The sequence below is a fragment of the Paramicrobacterium chengjingii genome, assembly GCF_011751765.2.
In the GTDB taxonomy this organism is placed as follows: Bacteria; Actinomycetota; Actinomycetes; order Actinomycetales; family Microbacteriaceae; genus Paramicrobacterium; species Paramicrobacterium chengjingii.
Genome location: NZ_CP061169.1, coordinates 2,602,737 through 2,618,362, shown reverse-complemented (window position 1 = coordinate 2,618,362; position 15,626 = coordinate 2,602,737). Strand labels below are relative to the sequence as shown.

The following is a 15,626-nucleotide window of genomic DNA, read 5'->3' as shown; positions in this document are numbered from 1 at the left end:
GAACAGGCATACTGGCAGTGGTGTCCGATATCCCGGACGCGTACGTCAGCGCACGGCAAACACAGAAAAGAAAGGATGCCTCATGAGCAAAGCTCCTGCTGCCGATCAGACGCTGCGCATCTTGACCTTTCTCGCCAGACAACGTGGTCCTGTCGCCGCGGCACGAATCGCCTCGAGTCTCGGCGTGCCGCGCTCAACTGTCTATCAACTGCTCGCAGAGATGCAGCGCCAGGGCTACGTCGTACATCTGCCAGAGGATCACCGTTGGGGCCTTGGAGTCGCGGCGTTCGAGCTCTCGGGCGGCTATGCGCGCCACGAACCTCTGAGCCGACTCGGCCGACCTCTGCTCGCGGCGCTCGTCGATGACATTGGCGAGAACGCACACCTCGCCGTGCTGCACGGCCGCGACGTTTTGTACATCGTTGAGGAGCGCGCGCCACGCAGGCCGCACCTCGTCAGCGACGTGGGAGTTCGCCTCCCTGCGCAGCTCGCGGCCACAGGCCGTGCGATGCTCGCTCAGCTGCCGAAGCACCAGGTGCGGGCTCTCTTCCCCGACACATCGGCGTTCGTCGATCGCACGGGCATCGGCCCGCGCCGATATTCAGAACTGAGGCGGCTGCTCGACGTGACGCGGCTCAGTGGATTCGCGTCAGAAGACGGTGAGATCACGCGCGGCCTGGCGTCAGTCGGCGTGGCTGTGACCGACCACGTCGGTTGGCCTGCGGCATCCATCGCCATCACTGTCGAGCAGGGCCGTGCCGAGCCACGCGACTATGTCGATCGAATTACTGCTGTCGCCCGAGAGCTGTCACGACGCATCCGCGGAAACGCGCGTGGAGTCGCGGGCGGCGTCGAGCTCGGCTGACATGCGGGCCGCCTCGCGTCGACGGCGACGTGCCGCGGCTACCCGGTCAATCACGAAGCCGATTACCAGGGCCAGAACGATGCCGATCACGGCGCCGAGCAACGGATTGTCTTTCACGAGATTGCCCGCGACGAGCCCGATGCACGCAGAGTAGGCTGCCCACATGGCGCCGGCGACAACGCTCAGGGGGATGAAGCGGCGACGTGGGTATCGCAAGGCACCGGCGCTCATGTTGACGGCGACGCGCCCGACGGGAATGTAACGGGCGCCGATGATGAGACCGGCACCCGAACGGCTGAGGGTTCGACTTGCCCAGTCAAACGACGCGGCAACGCGGGGTCGGCGCATCCACGAGAACCGGCGGATGCCGATGGAGCGGCCGATCGTGAACGCGATGTTGTCGCCGATCGCGGCGCCGATCGCGGCGATGGCGCACAGCAGCACGAGGTTGGTGCTGCCCGTCGACACAGCGACGGCTGCCGCAGCCACGAGCACTGTCTCGCTCGGAATAGGCGGGAAAAAGCCGTCGATTACAGCGACGGCAAACATCACCGCGTACAGCCACGGAGAGGAAATGGCCTGCATGATGAATTCGTTCACGATGTCCACCCTTGAAAACTATGCGTGAGGCGAGGTCGAGAGCATCACCCTCTGGTATCGGCTGCGTCCACCCAGAGGAGGGTTTGCTGCGGTGGCCAGTGCCACCCGCATCAGCAGCACGCTCATGATCGCCGTCACGACGGTGATGCCGCTGACCAGCAGAACAACTGCGCTGAGCACGCCGGCGATGCTCGCAATGACGGCACGACGTGTGGATGCTGTCGGTGTCGGCATTGCACGGCGCTCCCACCGGCCCGCGAACTGCGAGACGAGTGCCGTGGCGACGAACGCGAGTGCAATCCAGATCGGTCGCGTTGCCCACCAGGCGCCTGTGCCGGGATCGGGCAGAGGGAGCACCCCGTTCATAGCGCCGACGAGGCCGATCGCGGCGAGAGCGATGAGCAGAGGCATATGCCACAGGTAGATCGTCATCGAGCGTGCATTGATCCACGAGGCCACGTCGCGCACCAGCTCGCGTTCTGCAACGCGCCGGAGCCACGGCCGAGCCAGTGATAGTGCGGCGAGCTGTGCGATTCCGAGTAGGATGAGCGCTGCGGAGGGCGGGTTCAGCGCGGCGTACATGTTAGCCGGATAGATCCCCACCGCGATCACGGCGATCAGTGAGACAAGAGCGCCGATGCCGATGGCTGCGCGAGCGCGAACGCTCAACGAATCGATTTGGCCATCGGCGAGCCAGAATCCAAGCTGTTGCACGAGCAGCCACACGAAGCCGAGGTTCAGCAGCGCAATCCCGCCGATGCCCGTTGTTGCTGCCGCGACATCCACACCGATCACCGAAAGTGCAAGGAGCGCGAGCGTGATGCGTGGGGCTCGCTCATGCGCGGTGATCATCGCGGGAGCGAGAGCCTGGATGCCGAGATACACGCCGAGGAACCACAGTGGCTGGCTGATGCGGAACCCCGCTTCGGCGACCATGTCAGCCGGAATGCCGGCAATGGTCATAGTGAGCAGAGAGACACCAACGACGGCGATCATGACGATGGCGGGACCAAGCAGACGTTGCACGCGACCGGCGACGAATCCGGCAGCTCCTGTGCCGCGCGACCGCGCCGAGCGGTACGCGAGCCGCGTCGAGAAGCCTCCGACGATGAAGAAGAGCGGCATCACCTGCACGAAGAACGAGACAGGAATGAACCAGGCGTGCCCTTCGGCAGCGTTCTCGAAGACAGGACCATTCGACCCGAGGCTGACACCGACCATCAGCGAATGCAGCGCAACCACAATGGCAAGGCAGACGGCGCGAACCAGATCGATTCCGGCATCGCGCGGTGAGCGTCGGCGCCCCGCAGTGACGGCCTGGAGCGGTGCAAGGGTGGTCATGTGCGCCTCCTGGTAGATGAGCTACTCAGAAGACTATGAACGTGGTGCCACGGCTGGCATCGGACGCCGGGGTGAAAAACAACGCTGCCTCACCCTACGAGGGGGTGAGGCAGCGTGAAGCTTGCAGGGCTCAGACGGTCTGCTGGTTGCCGATCGAGAAGCTCACGGCGCCCTCGGCATTGACCTCGGCGTCGAGCACCTTGTCATCGAGGGCGACGGCTGCGCCCTCCTCGAGGAAGACTCGTGCGCCACCGGCCTCCACCACCTGGTCTTCGGTTTCGGGTGACGCAGCCACATCGACGGCGAAATCGCCGCTGCCTGGCTCCGTCTGACTGCTGATTCGCAGTCCTGCATCGTCTTCGCCGGTCGCCTGCGAGGCAATCGTCTTGACGATGGTGCTTGCATTGTCGGTGAGGGTGAGCACAAGCTCTCCTTCCGGTTGCGGGTATGTGCGTGCCACGATTCCTCAGCGAGTGCCGCAGTTCAAGCCATGCCCAGCCATTGTCAGGCCATTCACACTCAGCTTGCGGGCGTGACCAAACCCGCGTCGTAGGCAAAGATCACTGCGTGGACGCGATCGCGGAGCTGCAGCTTCTGCAGGATCTTCCCTACGTGTGTCTTGACGGTCTGCTCTGAGATGAAGAGGTCCGTGGCGATCTCGCCATTCGAACGGCCAGAGCCGATTAGCGTAAGCACCTCGCGTTCACGCGTTGTGAGGGCGTTCAGCTCCAGGTGTGCTCGCGGCGTCGACGGGCGACTCTGGCCGAATTGCTCGATGAGTCGTCTCGTGATGCTCGGGGCCAGAAGGGCATCACCGGCTGCAACGACACGCACGGCCTGCACGAGTTCGTCCGGCAGGGAGTCCTTGAGCAGAAAGCCGCTCGCGCCCGACTGGAGAGCCTCGTAGACGTAGTCGTCAATATCAAATGTTGTGAGCATGATCACGCGCGGCACGTGGGGGAGCGGATGCGCAGGGGAGAGGATGCGACGTGTTGCTTCGAGCCCGTCGAGTTCCGGCATCCTGACGTCCATGAGAACCACGTCTGGCTTCTCGCGTCGCACAAGGTCGACGGCTTCGATGCCGTCCGCGGCCTGCCCGACCACCTGAATACCGTTCTGTGCGTCGAGAAGCGCGGCAAATCCGGCGCGCACCATTGTCTGGTCATCAGCGATGACAACGGAGATGGTCATGCGTTCCCTTCGGCACGTGCAGCGACATCCGCTTCCGCGTCGAACGGTAGCACGGCGTGCACGATCCATCCGCCATCAGGGGTCGCGTGGGTTTCGAGGTTACCGCCGAGCATCGTTGTGCGCTCGCGCATTCCGATGATCCCGTGACCGCCTCCCGCGGCATCCACGGGAGCTGAAAGCGGTGCTGAATTGATGACGGAGATGACAAGGCCCGAGGTGTTGCTGCGTGCAACGCTGACGCTGATACGTGACCCCGGCGCATGCCTCAGCGCGTTGCTGATGGCCTCCTGCACAATGCGGAATACCGCCACCTGCGCCGAGAGCGGCGCGCCGCGCAAATCGTCGTCGATGCTGAGGTCAATGCCGATGCCGGAGCGGCGAGTACCTTCGACAAGTCCTGGAATGTCCCCGATCGTTCGCTGCGGCATCCTCTCGGCATCCTGACCATCGGGGCGGAGCGTTCCGAGCAGACGGCGCATCTCGGCAAGCGCTGATCGGGCGGATGCCGCAATGTCGTCGAACTCCGCGACGACAGGCACGTCGAGATCAGTGAGTCGGTATTTCGCCGTGGAAGCCTGCACCTGGATGACTGACATGCTGTGAGCGACGACGTCGTGCAGCTCTCGGGCAATGCGTGAACGCTCCTCGATGAGTTGTCGACGGGCCTGTTCCTCTGCAGATACCTCCTTTTCCCGCGCGAGCTCGTCTCGAATCGTGGCTCGGCCGGCGATGAGCAGCGCGATCACGTACGCTGCTGCCGCGATCGAGAATGTGACGATGAGGTCTGCCGTCTCGGCACCCGTGTATGCCGGGGACGAATTGCGCCCCGAGAGCGGTGGCAGCGAGACAGCCACGGCGGCCGCGATGAGCCACGCTATTGCTGCAAGTTTCCAGCCGCGGCTGTAAACGATAAGTGCGATGAAGAGGGCAAGGGTGATGATCTCGAGAACGGGAACGGGGCCGGGCCAGAACGGGTCGCGATCGTGGCCGGAGAGTATGCCATTGCCGAGAAGGCCGAGGGAGAACAGCGCGATCGCGGTGCGGGGCATGCGCAGCGCGAGGGGGAGTGAGCCCGCGGTGAACGCCGACAGCACGAAGGCGATAGCGACGGGAACCTGATAGAGAACCGCGTTGACCGGAACCGCAATGGAGTACAGCGTGACGGAGACGCTGCCGACGGTTATCCACAGCCAGAGGGGGAAAGTGCGCTCCTGAACCATGCAAACATCCTGTCACGCGACGTGTTTGCCCGGCATCGCTCGACGGTATGAACGCGACAACACAATGCGACCCCCGGGGGTGAACCCCGGGGGTCGCATTCAGCGCGATTGAGTAGCGACTATGCGGTCTTGCTCTTCCGGCCGAAGATCAAGCCCCAGATGAGCAGCACGATGATCGCGCCGCCGATGGCGAGGAGCCAGCTGGAAATGCTCCAGAACTCGTCAACACCGACCCCGAAGATCATGTTGCCGAGCCACCCGCCGAGGAAGGCGCCGACGACCCCGAGGAGGAGGGTGACGATCCAGCCGCCGCCCTGTTTGCCAGGCAGGATCATCTTTGCGATGGCACCGGCGATGAGTCCGAGAATGAGAAATGCAATGAAATTCATGGTGACGCCTTTCTCTCTGGGGCAGGCTTGTGACCTGTCCGCCCTGTCCATAAGGACTAGTTGGGTGTCACCATACGCGCACATGCGCCGAGACGATAGTAGGCGCGTTCGAATACGGGTTTCAATGCCCATTCACAGGTAAATCGAACTAATGTTAGAAAGTCGGCTCTGGACACCGTGCATGTGCAAAAAACACCGTGTGCGGATGGGTTTGTAAGTCTGTTGGGCCGGATTCCTCTCGAGAACGAGATGCGAACACACACACGATGTGAACGGTCCCGGCCACTGAACGCCCGGGTTTTGAATACCGCGTCAATCAGCGCGCGGTTTGTACCTTTCATGCGCGAGAACAACCCGGAAAGCTCACAATGCCCAAGAATAAGAAGCCCGCAGGCGGACGTCCCGCCCGCAATTTCGACCCCGACTACATGGCCAACCGTCGCGCTCACCAGGCGAAGAAGGGCGGCCCGAGACCGGGCAGTCGCAGCCCAGGGCACCGCGGATACCGTACGCCGGAGGAATCCCCGAAGAAGGAACGCTGGGATGCCGCCGAGCGTGCTGAGCGCGCCGAACAGCGTCGCGCTGGTGACCGTCGTGACGAGCAACCGCAGCGTCGCTTCGATCGCGATGAGCGTCCGCAGCGTCGGGACAACAGAGATGGTCGGCCGCGCCGGCAGTTCGACAGGGAGGATCGCCCGCGCCGTGACGACAGAGATTCTCGCGGTTCGCGGTTTCAGCGTGATGACCGCCCACAGCGTCGGGATAGCCGAGATGACCGGCCGCCGCGTCGATTTGATCGTGATGACCGGCCGCATCGTCGCAGCGATCGCGATGAGCGGCCTCAGCGTCGGCAGTTCGACCGCAACGACCGCCCACAGCGGCGGTTTGACAACGGTGAGCGACCACAGAGGCGTCAGTTCGACCGCGATGAGCGTCCCCAGAGGCGCGACATTGACCGCAGCGAGCGGCCCCAGCGTCGTGCCAGTCGCGACGACCGCCCGCAACGTCGTGATTCGTTTGCGCCGCGCGAGACGCCGCAGCACTTTACTCCTCACGACGACGTGGTGCTCGAGAGACTCGAAGCGGAAGCCATTCAGGCATCGGACGTCGAAGGTGTGAGCTTCGGTGACCTCGGCCTTGGCGAGAACATCGTTCGCACGCTCGGCGAGCTCGGCGCTGCATCCCCCTTCCCGATTCAAGCCGCGACGATCCCCGACGTTCTCGCGGGTAAAGATGTTCTCGGTCGTGGCCGAACAGGCAGCGGTAAGACCATCGCGTTCGGTGCACCGCTCGTCGAGCGGCTGCTTGAGAACCGCGGCGGAACAAAGCGTGACATGGGTCGCAAGCCTCGTGCCCTCATTCTCGCTCCGACCCGCGAGCTCGCCTTGCAGATTGACCGTACGGTTCAGCCGATCGCTCGCAGCGTTGGCCTTTTCACCACGCAGATCTATGGCGGCGTTCCCCAAGGCCGCCAGGTCGGTGCGCTGAAGCGCGGCGTCGACATCGTGATCGGCACACCTGGCCGCATTGAAGACCTCATTGAGCAGGGTCGCCTCGATTTGTCAGACGTGAAAGTATCGGTGCTCGACGAGGCCGACCACATGTGCGACCTCGGGTTCCTCGAGCCGGTGCAGCGCATTCTGCGGCGTACGGCCCCCGCGGGCCAGAAGCTGCTGTTCTCGGCGACCCTCGACACCGGCGTCGCAGCGCTCGTCACGGAATTTCTCGTCGACCCGACGGTGCACGAAGTCGCCGGCGAAGACCAGGACTCCGGCAGCATCGACCACCGCGTGCTCGTTGCCCTGCGCGAAGACAAGGTGCAGCTGCTCTCTGAGCTTGCAGACCGCGACGAGAAGACACTGATCTTCACTCGCACCCGCGCCTATGCCGAGCAGCTCGTCGACGAGCTCGAAGACACGGGAGTGCGAGCCGTCGCCCTTCACGGTGACCTCAGCCAGGGCCGCCGTCAGCGCAACCTCGAACGTCTCACCTCTGGTCGGGTGAAGGTGCTCGTCGCCACGGACGTTGCCGCGCGCGGCATCCATGTCGACGACATCACGCTTGTGATCCAGGCCGACATGCCCGACGAGTACAAGACGTACCTGCACCGCTCGGGCCGCACGGGGCGCGCGGGCAAGACGGGACGCGTGGTCACAGTGATCCCGCGAAACCGTCGTCGTCGTATGGAAGACCTGTTGAGTCGTGCAGAGATCGACGCCCCGATCGTCGATGCGTTTCCCGGAGACGACGTGATCGACGAGATCGCCGGTCGGCCGACGATCGCTGACCTCACGTCGTAACGGTCAGCAAGCTCAGGCGCGGCGCGTGTGCTCACCGGCTCACCATTACGCGCAATTGAGCTCCCATGTGGCCCCGCCGGCTCTGACCTCGACGGTGGGGCCTGTGTGTGAGACCCAGCCGGTGGCGGCATCCGTTCCCCGGAGCGACACAAGATAGTCGCCCGAGGCGGGAAAGTCACTGCGATTGATCGGCAGCGTCGTTCCCGAGACGTCCCAGGTCTTAATCGTCGTCGCGCCGTCAGCGGATGTTGCAACGACCTGGTAGCCGTAGCCGATCGGCGCGTCGCTCCATGACTGCCATGTGACGTCCACGTAGCCGCTGAGAAAGCTGCCATTCGTGCAGACGAAGCTCACCGGAGGATCGGGGATCGTACCGGTCGCCACTGCTGACGTCACGCTCGCCTGGTCTGAGAATGCCGCGAGCGTGGGAGTCGTCAGAGATGCTGTGCTGCCGGATGCTGCGAGTACCCCGATGGCTACGGCGACGGCCGCCCCTCCGGTGATCGCACGGGAACGTGCACGGAGACGGGATGCGACGGACCGGGCTGACGGCCCGTCGTGATCCAGCTCTGTCGTTGAGGGCACTCCCTCGGAAGAGACGAACGTGCCCTGCCCTCGTCGCACCAGGTCGGTGTTCGTATGGTGGTCCGATGGTGTGATGTTTTCCGTGCGGCTGCGGCGCCGGAATACGATAGCGCACAGCAGCGCGGCGCTGCCTCCCGCTGTGAAGATCGAGATCGGACTCGACAGAGCGGAGATCACGTATCCGAGCCCATTGGCACTCCAGATGACACGGTCCGCTTCGGCGACACGGTATGTCTCGTCATCAGGATGAAGGTTCGCATCCCCCTGAAGGGTCAACGTGACATCATTGCTGCCGTCTGCGATCTCGTCGGCGGCGACGATCCGATGGGTGATGCGTCGTCCAGCCGAGTCCGTCACGCTGACGACGTCCCCGGGAGCGAGGTCGTCCGCGTCTGTTTTGACAGCGAGAGCGGCCGCTCCGGTCGTGATTTTCGGACTCATCGAGCCCGATTCGAACACGAGCATTGTGATTCCGAAAGCATGAGCGCCAACGACGAGCGCGATGCAGATCACCCCGAGAAGTGCCCCGCACGTCAGCAGAGTTTCGCGTGCGATCGCGCCGATCCGGCGGCGAACCCCGGCACTCACTGCTTCGCCTCGACGGAAATGGCGACAGTCGTGGACGCGCCCTGCATAGAGTTTGGAGCGGCGGGGGAGAGCCCGATACTCACGCACAAGCTTGTCTCTTCTTCAGGGCTCAGGCGTACGCCGTCGATCCCGAGGGAGGTCTCCGCCGACGACAGCGGGGCATCGACAAGAACGGAAACGCCGCCAGAACACACACCATGACGATCGCCCGTCGCAGCCGTTCCCGTGTTGACGGGCTCACCACCGACGGAGACGGTGAGGAGCAGACCGGAACCGTCGGTGCTCGCAAGCGCACCATCGGGGATCGTCGCCGATGCGTCGAGAGCCAGCGGGACGCTGCCCGCGTTTCCGACAGTGACCGTTCGGGCGACGCTCTCACCAGGCAAGGCACCGTCGAGCGAGAGACTCGCGTGCGTCCAACTGCCTCCCGGCCCCGTGAGCTGATCCGCGGCCGCGTCGCCAACGGCGACATCGAGGGTACCCGAGCTGAAACCGCCGCCCGATACCGTCGCCGAGTCGGTCCAAGCCGCAAGAGTGCCCACCTGGCTGATACCCAGCAGCATTCCGAGGCTCAGCAGCGCACGGATTTTGCCCCGACGGCGAGAAGGAGCGGTTGTCATGGCGTGTTTCCTCTCAAAATCGTGGTGTCTCTGACGGTGATTCGACGTTCGCGAATCGCGAGGCTCCAGACGACGGCGGCGTAACCCAACAGGGCGACACCAACGACGAGCAGGAGCGATGCTTTCTGCTCGGCGCCCACGAATATGGACATGTAGCCGAGCCATGGAACCACGTACCACATCACTCCCTTGATCTGCTCGGCGCGAACCGGAATCGGGTCAGCCGTGCTGTTCGCGTCACCTTGCGTCCGCCACCGGATGTCCCCGTCTGTGCCGACCCCGCTGCTGATGATGCGGTGAGTCGCCACCTCGGGTTCTCCTGACCGCAGCTGGTAGGTGATGATGTCTCCGACGGTGATATCGCGCGGTGCGACGGGACGGACGACGACGAGGGACCCGATCGGCAGGGTCTGCTCCATGGAGCCCGACGTCACTGCGTAGCCCGTGGCTCCTGTGAGCCGGGGGAGGACAGCACCGGCGATGGCCGCTGCCGCCGCCCCCGTGATGATCACGAAGCAGAGGGCTCGTCGAACCCACCTCTTGATGCGTCGTGATGTCGTCATGTGCGTCAGGCCTCGGTCTGCACCAGCTGCACAGTGATGTCATTCAAGGCTGCGGAGATCCCCTGTGTGTCGTTTCCGTTCACCGTCGCATCACCGAAGGGGAAGGTAACAGTGACCACCGCGGTCACCACGTCGCCATCGTTCGCACTTGTGATGGCGCTGGGAACAGCCTCACCGTCGATCTCATACGCGGCGCTGACATTCATCTGAAGGGTCTCAGGTGCTGTTCCCCCGTCAACGGTGACAGTTGTCGACGAGGGTGTCGTGAGCGTGGCTGTGAGGTTGTCTCCCGACGCGTTGATCGTGAAGCTCATCGTCTTCGTGATCGTGTCTCCCGGAACGATCTGCTGAACTGCATCGCCCGCATTCACATTGCCTTCGGCATACACCCAGTTACTCGTTGCTGTCGCATCTGTCAGAGTGAGGTTTCCCGTCGTGAGCGTGCCGCCGGCGAGTGCGGCGTCGTCAGACCAGAAGGCCAGGGTGCCCGCGCCGCCGAGCAGCAGAACGGCACCGATTCCTGCGGCAATGGCGCCCTTGGTCATTTTCTTCATGTCTCTTCCCTTCGAAGAGGTCTGTGTTCCCTCGTGGGGAACGTGATGTGTTGTTGCCGGTGTCTGGAAGGTTCTCCATTCCACTACGTCAATGATTTCGCCCGCGGCCGGCCGCGGACAGGGGAATTGTCCCGCGATCCGCGGGACCAAAGTCCTAGGATTGGCCGGCGGAACTGCGGCTTGCGGCATCGTTGCCGCGTGGGGCGGCTCGGCTCGCTTCTAGCGCGGTGATCCAGCGGTCGATATCCTGACCGAGAAGGAGAGGATGCCGTTGTGAGACAAGAACCGGGCACGATCAGCGTCTTTCTCGTTGACGATCATGAGATCGTCAGGCGAGGCATCCGGGATCTACTCGAAGCCGAAGGCGACATCCGCGTGATCGGCGAGGCAGGTCAGGTGGCGGGCACGGCGGAGCAGATCGTGGCATGCGCGCCCGACGTCGCCGTGCTTGATGGTCGCCTGCCTGACGGATCGGGGATCGACATCTGCCGTGACATGCTCTCTCAATCTCCGGACATTGCTGCACTCTTTCTCAGCTCGTACGACGATGACGACGCACTGTTTGCCGCAATCATGGCCGGGGCTCGCGGTTACGTTCTCAAGCACATTCGGGGCGACGAGCTGGTCTCGGCTGTGCGTCGCGCCGCACGGGGAGAATCTCTCATCGACCCCCGATTGACGAGCAGAGTACTCAGCCGCATCCGCAACGAGCACAAATCGGATGCCCAAGAGAACAGCCTCACCGATCAAGAGCGGCGCATTCTTGAGTGCATCGGCGCTGGAATGACGAACCGCCAGATCGCCGCGAAGCTGTTTCTCGCTGAGAAGACCGTCAAGAACTACGTCTCCTCCCTCATGTCAAAGCTGGGCGTCGACAATCGCACGCAGGCGGCTCTGTATCTTGCCCGAGGACGTGAACGGTCACGATGAGCGAGAGAGCTGCTGCCGAGCGACGTTCCGCCCGCGTGAACGATCTTCCGCTGGACGATCTGCTGGCGGAGACCCTTGACCGGGTCAAGGGTCTCTCCGACGAGCGACGTCAGCTTCAGCTGCTGCTCGACACGGTAATCACTCTCGCGGCCGACCTCTCACTTGACGGCGTGTTGCAGCAGATCGTGCGGGCAGCATCGACACTGCTCGATGCGCGCTATGCGGCGCTCGGAGTGTTGAATCCACCGGGCCATGAACGGCGACTTCGAATGCTGGTGCAGCATGGACTCTCGGAGGAACAACTCGCCGTGCTCTCTGATGGACCGCGGGGGCTCGGCGTGCTTGGTGCGCTCATTCGTGATCCTGCTCCCTTGCGGTTGCGTGATCTCAGTCAGCATCCCGCACACCAGGGATTTCCCACTGGGATGCCGCCGATGCATTCGTTCCTCGGTGTGCCGATCCTCATTCACGGGGAGGTGTACGGGAATCTCTATGTCACGGAGAAGACGACGACAGAAGAATTCTCCGACGCAGACGAGAAGACCGCTGTCGCCTTGGCTGCGGCTGCGGGCGTCGTCATCGAGAACGCTCGCATGTATTCGCAGGCGGCGCAGCGCGAACGGTGGCTTGAGGCGACAGCGGAGGTAACCTCGGCACTCTCTGACGCGGTCTCGGTCGAAGACGCGGCGCCGGCACTCGTTGATCAGGCGCGACGTAGCGCCAACGCGGATGCTGTGTGGCTTGTCGCTGTGGACGACGAAGAGAACAACGAGACGGTGCCGGGGCACCGTCTGCGGAGCATTGCATCTGCCGACCCGAGCGGATCCTTCGCATTTCAACGGCACGACGAGTTCGCTTCTGTCGCTGCCAGCAAGGCGTCACGGGTGCTCGACGGGCTCGTCGTGCAAAAGGGCGACGAAGGCGCCGGACCAGGCATTCTCGTTCCAATCACGGTTGTTGGCCGTTCTCCGGGGGTTCTGGCCCTCGGCTGGTCAGCTGATCACCGAGAGAACCCGGCCAACGTCGATTCCGGCGCTCTCGCGCACTTCGCAGATCGAGTCTCACTGGCACTGCAAGCTCTGCAATCGCGTCAGGACCGACAGAGGATCGCCCTGCTTGAGGATCGCGATCGCATTGCCGAGGATCTGCACGACGTCGTGATCCAGCGGCTGTTCGCGATCGGTCTGAGCCTGCAGAGCATCGCGCGGCATGACGAAGGCAGCGACGGTCAGCGTCTAGGACAGGCGGCAGACGATCTCGACACGACGATCCGTGACATTCGGCGAACGATCTTCTCTCTGCAGGTTCCCGCCACGGCCGCTGACGTTCAGTCACGTGCACTTCAGCTGGCCACCCAGGCCCGTCGAATCCTCAAGTTTCAACCGACCATCACATTCGCGGGCCCCGTGCGATCGATGCTCACGGGCCCGCTCGCCGACGACGTTCTCGCCGTGCTGGCAGAGGCGCTATCGAATGCCGCGAGGCACGCCCGACCCGACTCCGTCGACGTCTCCCTGAGCGTTGACGGTGGACGCGTTCGACTCTCGGTGTCCGACGACGGCATCGGAATTCCAACGCAGGTCGTCGAAAGCGGGCTCGCGAACTTGAGGGCACGAGCCGAGCGACACGGAGGCACATGCATCATCGATTCGGCTGACGGCGCGGGAACAACCATCGACTGGTCTGTGCCACTGACGCAACCGTGATGCAGGAGCCCAGAACGTGCGTGCGGCGGCGAGGGTGTCAGCCGAACGTGAGCGTCGCGTTGTCAATCACGCGGGTAGCGCCGACGCGGGCAGCGAGCACGAGAACGGCGTCGCCACGGAAGTCGGGAGAGCACTTGGTGAACGTCGCGCGGTCGACCAGCGTCGCGTAATCGAGTGAGAGTTCCGGATGCTGCAGCTCGGCGTCTGCAAGAGTGCGACGCGCAGCATCCTGGGCTGATGCGGCCGTGGTGGCTTCGTGGGCGGCCGCCTCAAGCGCCCGCGGCAGGGCGAGCGCGCTCTCCCGTTCGGCGGCGCTCAGGTAGCGATTGCGGCTCGACAGAGCGAGCCCATCGGCATCACGCACAATGGGAACGCTCTCGATGTGCACACCGAGATCAAGGTCGGCGACAAGACGTTCGACGAGGGCAAGCTGTTGAGCGTCTTTCTGACCGAAGATGGCTACGTCTGGCCGCACGCGCTGAAACAGCTTGGCGACGACGGTGAGCACGCCGTCGAAATGGCCTGGGCGCGATGCGCCCTCGAAGACAGCTCCCATGCGCCCTGCGCTGACTGTTACCTCCGGGTCTCGCGGATACATTTCGTGCAGCTCCGGTGCGAAGACGACATCGACACCGTCGGCGCGACAGATTTCGAGATCGGAATCGAGGTCGCGTGGGTAGCGCTCGAAGTCCTCGTCCGGCCCGAACTGCAGTGGGTTGACGAAGATGCTCACGGCGACAGCATCGGCTTCACCGTGCGCGTGGGCGATGAGTCGGCGGTGCCCGTCGTGCAGCGCGCCCATCGTGGGAACGAGCGCAACTGTCCCACGTGTTGCGTTGCGCCACGCGTTGAGCCCTCGCGTGTCGGCGACCTGCGTCACGAGAAGTCGCGCTCCGATTCGGGAAAGGCACCGGATGCCACGTCGTCGACGTAGGCACGCACGGCGCCGCTCAGAACCTCGTCGAGATTTGCGTAGCGCTTGACGAACCGCGGCACAGGCCCAGTGCGCAGTCCCGCCATGTCCTGCCACACAAGAACCTGCGCGTCGCACCCGGCGCCAGCGCCGATGCCGACGGTGGGTATCTGCAGCTCGCGAGTGACCTCGGCGGCAAGCTCTGCGGGGACCATCTCGAGCACGACGGCGAACGCGCCGGCTTCCGTCACCGCACGGGCGTCGGCGAGCAGCTGCTGCGCGGCATCCCCTCTGCCCTGCACTTTGTATCCGCCGAGAGCGTGCTCGCTCTGCGGGGTGAAGCCGATGTGCGCCATCACGGGAATTCCCGCGTCGACGACGGCGCGCACACGGTCTGCCATACGTACTCCGCCTTCGAGTTTGACAGCGTGAACCCCGGCCTCTTTCATGAAGCGGATCGCCGTTGTCGCTGCCTGCTCGGCAGACACCTCATAACTGCCGAACGGCAGGTCGGCGATGACGAGAGCGCGCGACGTCGCGGACGACACCGCGCGGGCGAGCGGAATCAGTTCATCGACGGTGACCGGCAGGGTCGTCGCGTGTCCGTAGACGTTGTTGGCCGCGGAGTCTCCAACGAGCAGCGCCTCGACACCGGACCGTTCAAAGAGCGCCGCCGTGTACTGGTCGTAGCTCGTGAGCATTGCCCAGCGGCGTCCGTCACGCTTTGCCTTCTGCAGGTCGAGGGTGCGAACACGGCGCGCGGGACGTGTGGCGGCAGCATCCGGTGCCTTGCTGTCTGGCGTGGAATCAGGCACCGATGCTCGCCTCCGAGCGCACGGTGCCGGGAGCGGGTTCTGAGGGGTCGGAGCCGAGCCCCGTAATGCGGTTGAGCTCGTCGACGTGCACGATCTTCGGTCGGTGGCTCTGCAGCTCGGTTTCGTTGACGAGGCCGTAGGCCACGATGATCACGAGATCGCCCGGGTGCACCAGGTGCGCTGCGGCCCCGTTGATTTCGATGTCGCCTCCGCCGGGGCGCCCTGTGATGACGTAGGTCTCGAGGCGAGCACCATTGGTGATGTCGAGAACGGCGACCTTTTCGCCGTCGACGAGACCCGAAGCATCCATGAGCTCGCTGTCGATCGTGATCGACCCCACATAGTCGAGGTCGGCCGCGGTGACGGTGGCGCGATGGATCTTCGAGGTGAGCATAGTTCGAAGCATGATTGCCATGGTACCGATGCAAACCGGGATGCTGCCGAGA

17 protein-coding genes are annotated in these 15,626 nt (G+C 63.9%); 4 read left to right on the top strand and 13 right to left on the bottom strand.

What is annotated here, in order from left to right; all coding sequences use genetic code 11:
- The first annotated feature begins 82 nt into the window (after positions 1 to 82).
- Complete coding sequence (locus HCR76_RS12720) at positions 83 to 865, top strand: IclR family transcriptional regulator (RefSeq protein WP_166991067.1); 783 nt, start codon at positions 83 to 85, stop codon at positions 863 to 865.
- On the opposite strand, the gene HCR76_RS12715 is transcribed toward HCR76_RS12720, so the two are convergent.
- From HCR76_RS12715 to HCR76_RS12690, 6 genes are all read right to left on the bottom strand, one after another.
- Entirely contained in the window at positions 809 to 1,465 is a 657-nt protein-coding gene (locus HCR76_RS12715) for a DedA family protein (RefSeq protein WP_235934213.1), read from the bottom strand. The two genes, HCR76_RS12720 and HCR76_RS12715, sit on opposite strands and share 57 nt — an antisense overlap.
- An 18-nt stretch (positions 1,466 to 1,483) precedes the next feature.
- Positions 1,484 to 2,806, bottom strand: a complete 1,323-nt coding sequence (locus HCR76_RS12710; protein ID WP_166991062.1) for an acyltransferase family protein — start codon at positions 2,804 to 2,806, stop codon at positions 1,484 to 1,486.
- A gap of 130 nt (positions 2,807 to 2,936) precedes the next feature.
- A complete protein-coding gene (locus tag HCR76_RS12705) occupies positions 2,937 to 3,266 on the bottom strand; it encodes a Fe-S cluster assembly protein HesB (protein ID WP_235934215.1) in 330 nt (109 codons plus the stop codon).
- A gap of 59 nt (positions 3,267 to 3,325) precedes the next feature.
- Positions 3,326 to 3,997, bottom strand: a complete 672-nt coding sequence (locus HCR76_RS12700) for a response regulator (RefSeq protein WP_166991059.1) — start codon at positions 3,995 to 3,997, stop codon at positions 3,326 to 3,328.
- Positions 3,994 to 5,217: a sensor histidine kinase gene (locus HCR76_RS12695; protein ID WP_166991056.1), complete on the bottom strand. Its 1,224-nt coding sequence runs from the start codon at positions 5,215 to 5,217 to the stop codon at positions 3,994 to 3,996. The genes HCR76_RS12700 and HCR76_RS12695 overlap by 4 nt, the downstream gene beginning before the upstream one ends.
- 119 nt (positions 5,218 to 5,336) lie before the next feature.
- Positions 5,337 to 5,606, bottom strand: coding sequence for a GlsB/YeaQ/YmgE family stress response membrane protein (locus HCR76_RS12690; RefSeq protein ID WP_166991053.1), 270 nt, complete (start codon positions 5,604 to 5,606; stop codon positions 5,337 to 5,339).
- A gap of 368 nt (positions 5,607 to 5,974) precedes the next feature.
- On the opposite strand from HCR76_RS12690, the gene HCR76_RS12685 reads away from it, so the two are divergent.
- Complete coding sequence (locus tag HCR76_RS12685; protein ID WP_166991050.1) at positions 5,975 to 7,906, top strand: DEAD/DEAH box helicase; 1,932 nt, start codon at positions 5,975 to 5,977, stop codon at positions 7,904 to 7,906.
- Positions 7,907 to 7,951: 45 nt separating this feature from the next.
- Here HCR76_RS12685 and HCR76_RS12680 read toward each other — a convergent pair whose 3' ends face one another.
- Genes HCR76_RS12680 through HCR76_RS12665 form a run of 4 tightly spaced genes read right to left on the bottom strand, consistent with a single transcriptional unit; the run spans position 7,952 to position 10,816 of the window.
- On the bottom strand, positions 7,952 to 9,079 hold the full coding sequence (locus HCR76_RS12680) for a S24/S26 family peptidase (RefSeq protein WP_166991047.1): 1,128 nt from the start codon (positions 9,077 to 9,079) through the stop codon (positions 7,952 to 7,954).
- Positions 9,076 to 9,699 (bottom strand): SipW-dependent-type signal peptide-containing protein, encoded by a 624-nt coding sequence (locus tag HCR76_RS12675; RefSeq protein WP_166991044.1) that lies wholly within the window; start codon positions 9,697 to 9,699, stop codon positions 9,076 to 9,078. The genes HCR76_RS12680 and HCR76_RS12675 overlap by 4 nt, the downstream gene beginning before the upstream one ends.
- On the bottom strand, positions 9,696 to 10,262 hold the full coding sequence (locus HCR76_RS12670; RefSeq protein ID WP_166991042.1) for a signal peptidase I: 567 nt from the start codon (positions 10,260 to 10,262) through the stop codon (positions 9,696 to 9,698). Before HCR76_RS12670 ends, HCR76_RS12675 begins: the two co-directional genes overlap by 4 nt.
- 5 nt (positions 10,263 to 10,267) lie before the next feature.
- Positions 10,268 to 10,816: an alternate-type signal peptide domain-containing protein gene (locus HCR76_RS12665; RefSeq protein ID WP_166991039.1), complete on the bottom strand. Its 549-nt coding sequence runs from the start codon at positions 10,814 to 10,816 to the stop codon at positions 10,268 to 10,270.
- Between the two features lie 273 nt (positions 10,817 to 11,089).
- Between HCR76_RS12665 and HCR76_RS12660 the strand changes: the two genes are divergently transcribed.
- Entirely contained in the window at positions 11,090 to 11,746 is a 657-nt protein-coding gene (locus HCR76_RS12660; RefSeq protein ID WP_235934217.1) for a response regulator, read from the top strand.
- Positions 11,743 to 13,452 (top strand): GAF domain-containing sensor histidine kinase, encoded by a 1,710-nt coding sequence (locus HCR76_RS12655; RefSeq protein ID WP_166991037.1) that lies wholly within the window; start codon positions 11,743 to 11,745, stop codon positions 13,450 to 13,452. Before HCR76_RS12660 ends, HCR76_RS12655 begins: the two co-directional genes overlap by 4 nt.
- Positions 13,453 to 13,489: 37 nt before the next feature.
- On the opposite strand, the gene panC is transcribed toward HCR76_RS12655, so the two are convergent.
- Genes panC through panD form a run of 3 tightly spaced genes read right to left on the bottom strand, consistent with a single transcriptional unit; the run spans position 13,490 to position 15,586 of the window.
- Complete coding sequence (gene panC, locus HCR76_RS12650) at positions 13,490 to 14,332, bottom strand: pantoate--beta-alanine ligase (protein WP_198248052.1); 843 nt, start codon at positions 14,330 to 14,332, stop codon at positions 13,490 to 13,492.
- A complete protein-coding gene (gene panB, locus HCR76_RS12645) occupies positions 14,329 to 15,180 on the bottom strand; it encodes a 3-methyl-2-oxobutanoate hydroxymethyltransferase (RefSeq protein WP_166991034.1) in 852 nt (283 codons plus the stop codon). Before panB ends, panC begins: the two co-directional genes overlap by 4 nt.
- On the bottom strand, positions 15,173 to 15,586 hold the full coding sequence (gene panD, locus HCR76_RS12640) for an aspartate 1-decarboxylase (protein ID WP_166991031.1): 414 nt from the start codon (positions 15,584 to 15,586) through the stop codon (positions 15,173 to 15,175). The genes panB and panD overlap by 8 nt, the downstream gene beginning before the upstream one ends.
- Positions 15,587 to 15,626: the final 40 nt, after the last annotated feature.

What these genes read in the sequence shown, in the direction of transcription:
- HCR76_RS12720 (WP_166991067.1), top strand. Translation starts at nt 83, where the DNA reads ATGAGCAAAGCTCCTGCTGCCGATCAGACGCTGCGCATCTTGACCTTT.
- HCR76_RS12710 (WP_166991062.1), bottom strand. Translation starts at nt 2,806, where the DNA reads ATGACCACCCTTGCACCGCTCCAGGCCGTCACTGCGGGGCGCCGACGC.
- HCR76_RS12670 (WP_166991042.1), bottom strand. Translation starts at nt 10,262, where the DNA reads ATGACGACATCACGACGCATCAAGAGGTGGGTTCGACGAGCCCTCTGC.
- HCR76_RS12675 (WP_166991044.1), bottom strand. Translation starts at nt 9,699, where the DNA reads ATGACAACCGCTCCTTCTCGCCGTCGGGGCAAAATCCGTGCGCTGCTG.
- panD (WP_166991031.1), bottom strand. Translation starts at nt 15,586, where the DNA reads ATGCTTCGAACTATGCTCACCTCGAAGATCCATCGCGCCACCGTCACC.
- HCR76_RS12700 (WP_166991059.1), bottom strand. Translation starts at nt 3,997, where the DNA reads ATGACCATCTCCGTTGTCATCGCTGATGACCAGACAATGGTGCGCGCC.
- HCR76_RS12695 (WP_166991056.1), bottom strand. Translation starts at nt 5,217, where the DNA reads ATGGTTCAGGAGCGCACTTTCCCCCTCTGGCTGTGGATAACCGTCGGC.
- HCR76_RS12690 (WP_166991053.1), bottom strand. Translation starts at nt 5,606, where the DNA reads ATGAATTTCATTGCATTTCTCATTCTCGGACTCATCGCCGGTGCCATC.
- HCR76_RS12655 (WP_166991037.1), top strand. Translation starts at nt 11,743, where the DNA reads ATGAGCGAGAGAGCTGCTGCCGAGCGACGTTCCGCCCGCGTGAACGAT.
- HCR76_RS12665 (WP_166991039.1), bottom strand. Translation starts at nt 10,816, where the DNA reads ATGAAGAAAATGACCAAGGGCGCCATTGCCGCAGGAATCGGTGCCGTT.
- HCR76_RS12685 (WP_166991050.1), top strand. Translation starts at nt 5,975, where the DNA reads ATGCCCAAGAATAAGAAGCCCGCAGGCGGACGTCCCGCCCGCAATTTC.